Source organism: Cupriavidus phytohabitans (genome assembly GCF_000426345.1).
GTDB lineage: Bacteria > Pseudomonadota > Gammaproteobacteria > Burkholderiales > Burkholderiaceae > Cupriavidus.
In genome coordinates this window covers 1-8,641 of record NZ_AUFE01000124.1, presented here as the reverse complement: position 1 = coordinate 8,641, position 8,641 = coordinate 1, and the positions used below count along the sequence as shown (strand labels likewise).

The 8,641-nt window shown below is 52.2% G+C and carries 9 protein-coding genes; all 9 read right to left on the bottom strand.

Annotated elements, in window-relative coordinates:
* Positions 1 to 236 (bottom strand): helix-turn-helix domain-containing protein (locus tag K309_RS0132740; RefSeq protein ID WP_035878750.1); only part of this gene is annotated, 236 nt, incomplete at its 3' end.
* Positions 237 to 336: 100 nt separating this feature from the next.
* Positions 337 to 933, bottom strand: a complete 597-nt coding sequence (gene cysC, locus K309_RS0132735) for an adenylyl-sulfate kinase (RefSeq protein WP_232232598.1) — start codon at positions 931 to 933, stop codon at positions 337 to 339.
* A gap of 163 nt (positions 934 to 1,096) precedes the next feature.
* Positions 1,097 to 2,818: a nodulation protein NodU gene (gene nodU, locus K309_RS40970; RefSeq protein ID WP_084402668.1), complete on the bottom strand. Its 1,722-nt coding sequence runs from the start codon at positions 2,816 to 2,818 to the stop codon at positions 1,097 to 1,099.
* A gap of 14 nt (positions 2,819 to 2,832) precedes the next feature.
* Positions 2,833 to 3,456, bottom strand: coding sequence for a nodulation methyltransferase NodS (gene nodS / locus K309_RS40965; protein ID WP_084402667.1), 624 nt, complete (start codon positions 3,454 to 3,456; stop codon positions 2,833 to 2,835).
* Positions 3,457 to 3,546: 90 nt separating this feature from the next.
* Positions 3,547 to 4,140 (bottom strand): NodA family N-acyltransferase, encoded by a 594-nt coding sequence (locus K309_RS40960; RefSeq protein WP_084402666.1) that lies wholly within the window; start codon positions 4,138 to 4,140, stop codon positions 3,547 to 3,549.
* Between the two features lie 108 nt (positions 4,141 to 4,248).
* Positions 4,249 to 4,974, bottom strand: coding sequence for a sulfotransferase (locus K309_RS40955; RefSeq protein ID WP_084402665.1), 726 nt, complete (start codon positions 4,972 to 4,974; stop codon positions 4,249 to 4,251).
* Between the two features lie 103 nt (positions 4,975 to 5,077).
* Positions 5,078 to 5,866, bottom strand: coding sequence for an ABC transporter permease (locus K309_RS0132720; protein ID WP_029050202.1), 789 nt, complete (start codon positions 5,864 to 5,866; stop codon positions 5,078 to 5,080).
* 3 nt (positions 5,867 to 5,869) lie between these two features.
* Positions 5,870 to 6,784, bottom strand: coding sequence for a nodulation factor ABC transporter ATP-binding protein NodI (nodI, locus tag K309_RS0132715; protein WP_029050201.1), 915 nt, complete (start codon positions 6,782 to 6,784; stop codon positions 5,870 to 5,872).
* A gap of 62 nt (positions 6,785 to 6,846) precedes the next feature.
* Entirely contained in the window at positions 6,847 to 8,199 is a 1,353-nt protein-coding gene (gene nodC, locus K309_RS40950; protein ID WP_084402664.1) for a chitooligosaccharide synthase NodC, read from the bottom strand.
* Between the last annotated feature and the right edge of the window lie 442 nt (positions 8,200 to 8,641).

Below are 8,641 nucleotides of genomic sequence, written 5' to 3'. Positions count from 1 at the left end.
CCTCCCTTATGACCGTTGAGCAGGCCGCACAGCCCTTTCTCGCGCCAGGCGTTCATCCAGTTGTACACGGTCTTCTTGCTCACATCCAACTGCGTCGCGATCTCGTGCACGCGTTGACCTGCGTCGAGTAACACCATGCCTTGCCCTCTGGCTCGGAAATCTTCATACGGATGCCCCAGCGCAAGCTCTTGCAAAGTTCTTTTCTCCACGTCGTTCAATTCGATGGTGCACTTCATCGGCGATGCCAGCTCGTTCTTCTTATGACTGGCATTTGACTCTCATTCGTGAAATTGGTTTACTCAGAACACTTATCAAGCTCCAACCCTCTCAACATATTTAATGACGAGACAGCCAGTCGAATACCATACTGGCTCCTTCATCGATGGACATTGTGCAAGTGTCGATGAAGACATCGGGACTCGTTGGTCTTTCATATGGCGAATCAATGCCGGTGAAGTTTTGGATCGCCCCCCGTCTGGCAAGTCGATATAGTCCTTTAGGATCGCGAGCCTCCGCTACGGCCAACGGTGCGTGAACGTAAACTTCAGCAAAGACATGTTTCCCCGCAATCAACCTAGCAAGCTCTCGGTCGGAATGGAAGGGTGAGATAAGGCATACAAGCACTACAACGCCGGCGTCGGCCATCAGTTTGGCAACTTCAGCCACGCGCCGAACATTTTCGCGTCGATCCTCCTTGTCAAAGCCAAGATCTTTGCAAAGGCCACGCCTGACTGAGTCGCCATCGAGAATGTAAGTGAGCCGCCCGCACGCATGCAGGGCTGCCTCAAGCCGGTCGGCAATTGCCGATTTCCCTGCGCCGGACAGGCCTGTGAACCAGAGGATGGACGGCGCCTGACCAAGCAGTTGCGCTCTCGATTCCGGACCGACTCCGAAGTCGTAGAAGTAAAGGTGAGGAGTGCGAGCATCGCTCATCATATTTCGTATACGTGCGTGAAATTGGACTTTGCAAACAACACGGGCGCCCGGGCTTGCAACCGCGTCCTGCCAAGTCTACGTGCAAATTGGGCGAAGGTAGTTGAACGTCTAGCCGCTGAAACGCGGAGCTACGTCGGGAGCGATGTGCCCACTATCGAGTCTATGCTTCTTTGGAACACATTACTGCTTCGTCCACATTCAATGTCGTGACGCTTCCTTCCGTTTTTCTCCAAAGAATACCCTCGAACCAAACTTGTTCCACGCGCCCCCATTCACAAGCGGAAGCAGCGTCGGGGAAAAATCCTCGGCCGTGGAAATTCGCGCTTGTGTTGCAGAGCAAAGGAATACCTGTTAGCTTCTCATATTCGACCAAAAGCTTTGCTACGGGATGTTCAGAACTTCTATGGATGGTTTGCAAACGAGCAGTACCGTCAAGATGCACGACCGCAGGGATCTTGTCACGCCATTCCTTACGCGTTAGATGGTCGAAGAGCATGTAGGGGTCCGGAGTACCAGGCTCAAAGATGGACATTGCCTTATCCTCAAGGCATATTGGCGCCACCGGTCGAAAATGCTCCCGATGCTTGACATCGTTCAGAAGACGTTTCATTGCAGCCGAAGTTGGGGCTGCCAGAATGCTTCTTCCGCCCAAAGCGCGAGGGCCCAATTCGGCACGACCTGCAAGAAAGATGACTGGCTTGTTATCTGTAAGTATGCGGGCGAGTTCCGAAATCGTGCACGGAGACGCGGTCCATCCCGGAGGAACGACGCCAAGTTTTGCGGAAGGTCCGCTATATACTGACCATTCCAACGGTATGAACCCCTGGTCCGCAGCCATCGCACAGCAAGCCGCACCAATTGCCGAGCCGCTGTCATTGGGGAACGGAGGGACCCATATTGCAGCGAATAAGCCACTCTCACGTAATGCGCTATTCCATTTGATGTTTAGCCCACATCCCCCAGCAATGCACAGGTTTTGGGGCACTTGTATTGAATGGCGCTGCAGCGCCATTCCAATCTCATGAACGAGAAGGCGCTCGAGAAAGACGTGAAAGGAGGCAAGCACATCTTGGTGAAGCTTCCCTTCAAGTCGTTGCACGCTAGCTTGGAAAAAATCACGGACGGGTTTCAACGAGCCTTCAGGTGCCCTAATATTCGTACGATAGCTGCGCGCCAACTCGCTGTTACCTGCGAAGTGCTCTTCGTAAAGGCTGTGAAATACAGCTACGGTACTTTCATCAACGGACCCGAGCCCAATATAAGCCATGAGCTTGCCTGCCACGCCGAGATCCCATTCTGCTCCGCCAAGTTTCTTATAGGGACCAAAGTAGTGACCCGCCGCCGCATAGATATGGCCAATGAGGGGGAAGAGGCAGTCAACGCGGCGCGCCCCATCACGCTGCACATGGTAGAGCCTTGGGACGATGCCGCCATCCCAAACCAGACAAAGGGCGGGTTGCTCCTTTTTTGCAAACGGGCTGGTGCAGTATGCGGCCGCTACGTGCCCTGACACATGCGGGAAACTTTTGTACGGAAATGAACCTTCGCCGACCACTAAACCGTCGCCGTCAAGGGAGGCAAGGAGGTCATTGGCGTCGCTCTCAGCATACGGTGCGCCCTTTAGACTGATCGGAACAGATCCACTACGGATGTGGAATCTAGACTCCACGTCTCCGTCCCAGCCATCAATGACGAACTGGTCGATATCTACAGCGTTCAGCCCATGTTCGGCCAAAACGACGGCAATTTCCTCAAGGTTCTCGATTTCCTGATAGCGCTTATTGTTCTCTCGCTTTTCCTGCTCGATGCAAAAAACCAATTTCCCATCTTCTACCACGGCGATGGCCCCGTCGTGCGTTAGCTTGATCCCGCAGATCCGCATGCTATTTCCTCTTTCTAACTCGGTAAACGTGTGTGTTGTGATTCGTCCGGAGATTTGCGAAATCTCGCTAGCGAGCAACCCTCAGTGAGCGATTGTCCTTTGCATTCAACGTGCTCAACTTCAGCCAACTCTTCTCTGAGCATAGCAAGCACAGTTTCTGCACCAGCAATGTGCCCCCATCTCCGGCAACTGTCGTCATGTGACGATCCGAATACCAACTGTCCGGCAGGCGCAAGCATTCCTGCGAGATTTCGGATCGTGGATCGCATTTCTTCAAGGTTATCCAAATAATAGAGAACCTCAGCGACCACGATTAGATCGAACTTGTCACGCGTCGAGAAATCTTTGACATCTGAAACGATCCAAGTAGTGTTTGCTGGCTCCTTTAGTCGTTCGCGTGCACGAGCTATCGCTTGCGGAACAACATCTATGACTGTGAGGCGTTGGCAGTGGTCCACAAGTTTCTCCGTGAATGCCCCAGCAGCACATCCCACTTCAAGCGCATTAGTGACTCGGCCCTGCGCGAGTGATAATCGAAGCATATGTCTGTGACGCTCGTGTTCGTAAGGATTAGTGTCGAGGCGCCAGGGATCATCTGTATTCAATTCACGACGCAGCAATTCTAGGTTTGAAAGCATGGGCAAATTTTTCGGTTCTGAATTGGGGACCCTAACGTACGCTTCTTTCTGCTCGAAGGTCGCCGACTAATCAATCCAGTAGAACTGTCTTCATAGCTCGGGTCCGTTGCGTTCGATTGTTTCGCCGCTTGGCCATTCTTGCAACGAACTGTTAATTGGCATAACCACGACGAGGACATCCTCCACCCGAGTAGATGGCAAATCCAAGTGGACGTTCGGAAGAGTTGAGCGCACACGGATTCCTTCGATGATTGTTCCTAGTCCATGTCGGCACAATCGGGAAAAGTGAGTTTTCAACTCGTGCCTGACCGTCCCGAAAGCGAACGGTATGCGAAGCTCTTGAAGCACGGGGTACATTGCGCGGATGGAATGGCTAATTCCGAATCCTTCAAGGTCCGGCCGAACTCCGTATAGACCTAGTTCGGCCACAAGCACATCGACCGAATTTACCTTGATGAATCGTCGAAGTGCGCCCATGTGTGCCGCAACCCCTTGAGAATCGTAAGCTATGGCGCGGAGCTCAGGCCGTGCGCCTGCCCAACTTCGACCGCCGCTAAACGGCTTCGCATTGAAGGGCCCTGTCGGACCGTACGTCGCTCTGAAAAACTCAGCCAATTCTAAATGGTCGGAGAGTTCAAGATCATTTTCCCAGCGCAGTTTCCACTGAACTTTTGGCGACGACATAAAAGTAACCTATCGGAAGAGTTAATAGGTCAACCACTGTCACCTGGCGACCAATTAATTAAGTTGAGGTACAAAAATACGCATGCTCGTGCGATGGTTTGAGCCATTCTAGGCTTCGAAATAGCTTGTATGCGGCCCCCCGCTGAAATGGCGCTTTAGCTCAACGAAGTTGCATACCGTCTCTTGCAGAGGCCGCATTTCCTGACGCCGAAGGGCCGTGCGTACTGAGCATGCGTGCGGCGATGTTCCTAGGAAGGACCAAACTGCGTCGAGGCATGGGGCGGAATCGGGCAGTAAATCCTCATAGTCGATCGTCATAATCCGATCTCGCTGAAAGGAATTCGCGACGAGAGTGTGGAAGTCGTCAGCGATCCTGAAGTAGGCTTCGCATTCATCGATGGTCAACGTTACGGTGGGTGGAGCGGCCAAGGAGTGGCACGTACCGTACTGTAGCCATTGACCACATGTCCTTGCCTGAACGAGGGATCGCAGCGACTCCAGAGAATTTCTGCGGACAAATATCGCGCGAAGATGTGGCCAACCGATCAAGTTCTCAAAGAATCCCGGCCGCTCGCGGAACTGGGGTTGGTTTATCTTGCAGCCAACGTGGGTGAGCGCCGTCTTTCCAGAGCGGGTGGGGTAATGTTGATAAGCTAGCTCAAGAAGGTCCCTATCGCTACGTAGGAGTCGAGTATTATCTGGCCAGTTCATATCGTACGGATTGAGCAATTCTCCATTGCTCGACACATTAGGATGCAAATTCAGCAATTCTTCCAGATAGTGCGTACCTGTTCTGGGCATCCCAAGGATTACGAATGGCGCGGCTGTTGGCATGGTTTCGTTAAAGAGTTGCACAGATATACATCAAGTGGTTAGCGGCGGCACAAGGATTTGACCTATATTCAAATTGATCCTGGTCAGAGTGTCGATGCGATCATCAAGACATCAGACGCCGGCGAACAAGATCTGTCGATAGGAAGAAGGGCACTATTGCGTAAAGGCAAAGTACGGACACATGCAGACCGACGCTCGCCGATGGGCGTCCAAGCATCGCTGGGCGGATGAGTTCGACGGAATGGGAAAGTGGAAGGGCTCTCGAAATATGATGAAGGGCCCCTGGCAACTGTTCTACTGGGAAAATAACACCACTCAGGAAAAGCATCGGTGTGAGGACAAGCGTTTGGTAGAACACAAAGTAATCGTAACTCGGCGCAATCGCGACGAGGACCATAGCAAGGCTTGCAAATGCGAAGCCGGTTAGAACAATGACCGGTATTAGTAAAAATATATTCGAGAGATCGGCATAGCCCAATGTTGCGGAAACGGCAGCCACCGCGGTGCCTGCCAATAGGGCTTTGCTCGCCGCCCACGTCATTTCACCGAGGACGACGTCGCCAACCGTAAGCTTTGTGCACAGGACTGCTTCCCACATGCGCTGCGTGTGCATCCGAGAGAAGGCCGCATAGATTGTCTCGACCGTTGCGGAAGTCATTGCACTCGCAGCAACCATACCGGCTGCCAGAAACGCAATATATGCAGATCCTTCAACGTGATCTATCAGTACCCCAACTCCGAAGCCAAGGCCGAACAGATACATCATTGGATCTGCAAGATTGCCAATTAGGGAAACCAGAGCAGCCTTCCGCCACGCTAAGAAATTACGGCGCCATACCGTGCGCCAGTTCCAAGCGTTCGCGGGCAAAGTCATCATGAGTACGTCACGCATTATTTATTCCCTGATCTCACGTCCGGTTAGCCGCAGGAATACGTCCTCCAGATTTGCGGGGCGTTGTAGGACGCGCAGGCCCGAAAGCTCGCGTAAAGGTACCCGAATCTGTTCCAAATCGGAGGCGTAGCAGAACAGCGTCTCGCCGCTTACTTCGGTTCGGGGACCGTATGGTGCTAGTAATGAACGCAGCTCCTGTGGTTTGCCGCCATATACTTCTAGCACTTCGGTACCGATTTGTTTCTGGACCAGACTCTGCGGAGTTCCCTCAACGAGCTTGCGTCCGTCCTCTATTACGCAAAGCTGGTCGCACAACCGCTCCGCCTCTTCCATGAAGTGAGTAGTGAGAAGAATAGTCTTGCCCTTCGTGAGCAGCGAGCGCAATCGCTCCCAAATCAGGTGGCGTGCATGAGGATCCAAGCCGGTTGTAGGTTCGTCCATTACCAGAAGTTGGGGATCATTGATCAGCGCGCGCGCGATAGTCAATGCCCTTTTCATGCCGCCTGACAGTTCCGTGACGCGAGCATGGGATTTCGTTTCAAGATGTGCGAACTCAAGCAGAGATGGAATCGCCGCCTCGATCTCGGCTGTGGTCATGCCAAAGTAGCGTCCAAAGACAATCAGGTTCTCGCGTACCGTAAATCCTGGTTCAAGATTGTCGAATTGCGGAACTACGCCGATGCGAGCGCGAGCTCGGCGTGCTCGTATTGGTACGGGCTCTCCCAGGACTGTGATCGTGCCGCCGTCAGGCATTGCCATTCCCAGAACCATTCGAGCAATCGTGCTTTTACCAGCGCCGTTAGGGCCCAACAAGCCAAAGCATTCGCCAGTTTTCACACAAAAAGATAGATCATTGACGACAGGCTTGCCGCCATATGACTTTCTTACGCCGGAGAAATCGATCGCTGCGGTGGACATGAAGCTCGAAATATAAGTGTGTTGTTGTCTTCTGAAGGAAGCTTATATGAGTAATGCCAGTCCTACTCGGTATAAAATTCATTTCCCGATGTCACGCACGTAGGAGGCAAACATTTCTTACCAGTAATTTCAGAATGAGAAGTTGAATGCGTTTCCCCAGCAGCATATTTTTCCGAAGATTCCGATGATGGATAGACGGATTTATCGTGCGAGCTGTTTAATGCCTCGCCCCGGGACAGCCAATCGCTATTTTCAAGTGTGCACAATGCGTAGGCTTTCACCGGAAGTAGAAGGAAAAGGTTAATCAGGGCATGCGCCGAGAATCCAAAAAATCTAAGCTGTCGAGCGCGAATAGCCGCTACACTGGACCGAATGAACGTCATTGAGGCAATTGTTATGCACGCCGGCCAAGGAATTGTTGCCGTCATCACAAGCTGTGCAAGTCCACTGATGACTGAGATCGCTAGCAATAGCGAACCAACGTTCTGCGCAACGGTGTCCAGCGTAAGAAAGCCATTGAGGTGGGGCAATAGACGTAGCGAGAGGAGCGTGTCACGGTATGTGCTGCGTGCCCACCGGAGCTGTTGCCGAAGATACGGTATGAGCTTATCTGGCACAACAGTAGCCGCGATAGCGCTAGGAACATACTCCGTTCGATAGCCTGCAGTCAGCATGAGAATCGTCAAATGGCGATCTTCACCAAAATCACTTTGCTTGCCCCGGAAGAACTGGGTCTCGTATTTATCAAGAAGGCGAAGAAGCGCGGAGCGACGGTATATCGCACAAGGACCGCAGCAACACATAACGGCGCCAAATCTCCCCTGAGCCGCTCGCTCCTCGTTACACGCGAGCCAGTACTCCATGTCGATCAATCGAGTCAGCCACGACTGCTTTCGATTACTGGCTGTCAACTGTCCCATGGCGGCACCAATTGATCTGTCCCGCATCTTGAGCACAAGGTTTTTTACGACATCATGGGCCAGCGTCGTATCTGAGTCGACGTTAAGTATGAGTTCTCCATACGAGGAACGTATTGCGGCGATCTGAGCTTTACGCTTACCCACATTCTTCGGAAGGAGAATGAAGTTAAACCTCGGATATTCCTCATAGTCCCGGTAGACCGCGGCCAACGCATCACGGTTACTTGAGCCGTCATCAATTACATAAACGTTCAATACTCCGGCATACTCCTGCTTTGCGATTGAAGTAAGACAAGCTCTGAGCGTGGCCGGGTCTTCGTTGAAACAGGGCACAATAACGTCGACGTCTGGCCGCCATTCCGGATCAACGACATTGGCTGGCGCAGGAGTGCCCCGTGTTGGTCGACTATGCAGAACCTGTGCGCTCTTATAAATGGTGGATAGGAGTGCGTACAATAAAACAGAAGTCGTGTTGATTGCGGCCGGAATATTCATCTATGTCGTTTTGTCAGGGGGGGCGTTAAGAAATTTTCAGATTACAAGACTACGCTGATCCGCAAAGAGAATCAGATGAAAATCCGAGACAAGTTATGAGCGCTACTTAAGCTAATATCGAAGCGGTTCGGTTGGAAGCACGCGACGTCTGATGTATAAATTTTGGAGCTGAGGCGGCCAGTACAATATTTGAGGTAAGCAAGCTGGCTGCTTGATTTGATGTTAGCGTTAGAAGCAATGACTCCCCAATGGGGAAACGCGGGAACTTCGTTCAGCACTATCTGTTTCTTGTGTCAGTAATTCCTGACGTACTCACGTCCGACGAGATGAAATATTGATTAATCTTCCCTCGAAGACGACTCAGGGGTAGTAGAGAACACATTCGTCTTGTGGTCTACGTGGGGCGTTGTTGCATAAATCCGGGGTCGGTTGGGCTGACGTT

Excerpts from the sequence above, each read along its gene's own strand:
- K309_RS0132720 (WP_029050202.1), bottom strand. The coding sequence starts at position 5,866 with ATGCGTGACGTACTCATGATGACTTTGCCCGCGAACGCTTGGAACTGG.
- nodI (WP_029050201.1), bottom strand. The coding sequence starts at position 6,784 with ATGTCCACCGCAGCGATCGATTTCTCCGGCGTAAGAAAGTCATATGGC.
- nodC (WP_084402664.1), bottom strand. The coding sequence starts at position 8,199 with ATGAATATTCCGGCCGCAATCAACACGACTTCTGTTTTATTGTACGCA.
- cysC (WP_232232598.1), bottom strand. The coding sequence starts at position 933 with ATGAGCGATGCTCGCACTCCTCACCTTTACTTCTACGACTTCGGAGTC.
- K309_RS40960 (WP_084402666.1), bottom strand. The coding sequence starts at position 4,140 with ATGTCGTCGCCAAAAGTTCAGTGGAAACTGCGCTGGGAAAATGATCTT.
- nodS (WP_084402667.1), bottom strand. The coding sequence starts at position 3,456 with ATGCTTTCAAACCTAGAATTGCTGCGTCGTGAATTGAATACAGATGAT.
- K309_RS40955 (WP_084402665.1), bottom strand. The coding sequence starts at position 4,974 with ATGCCAACAGCCGCGCCATTCGTAATCCTTGGGATGCCCAGAACAGGT.
- nodU (WP_084402668.1), bottom strand. The coding sequence starts at position 2,818 with ATGCGGATCTGCGGGATCAAGCTAACGCACGACGGGGCCATCGCCGTG.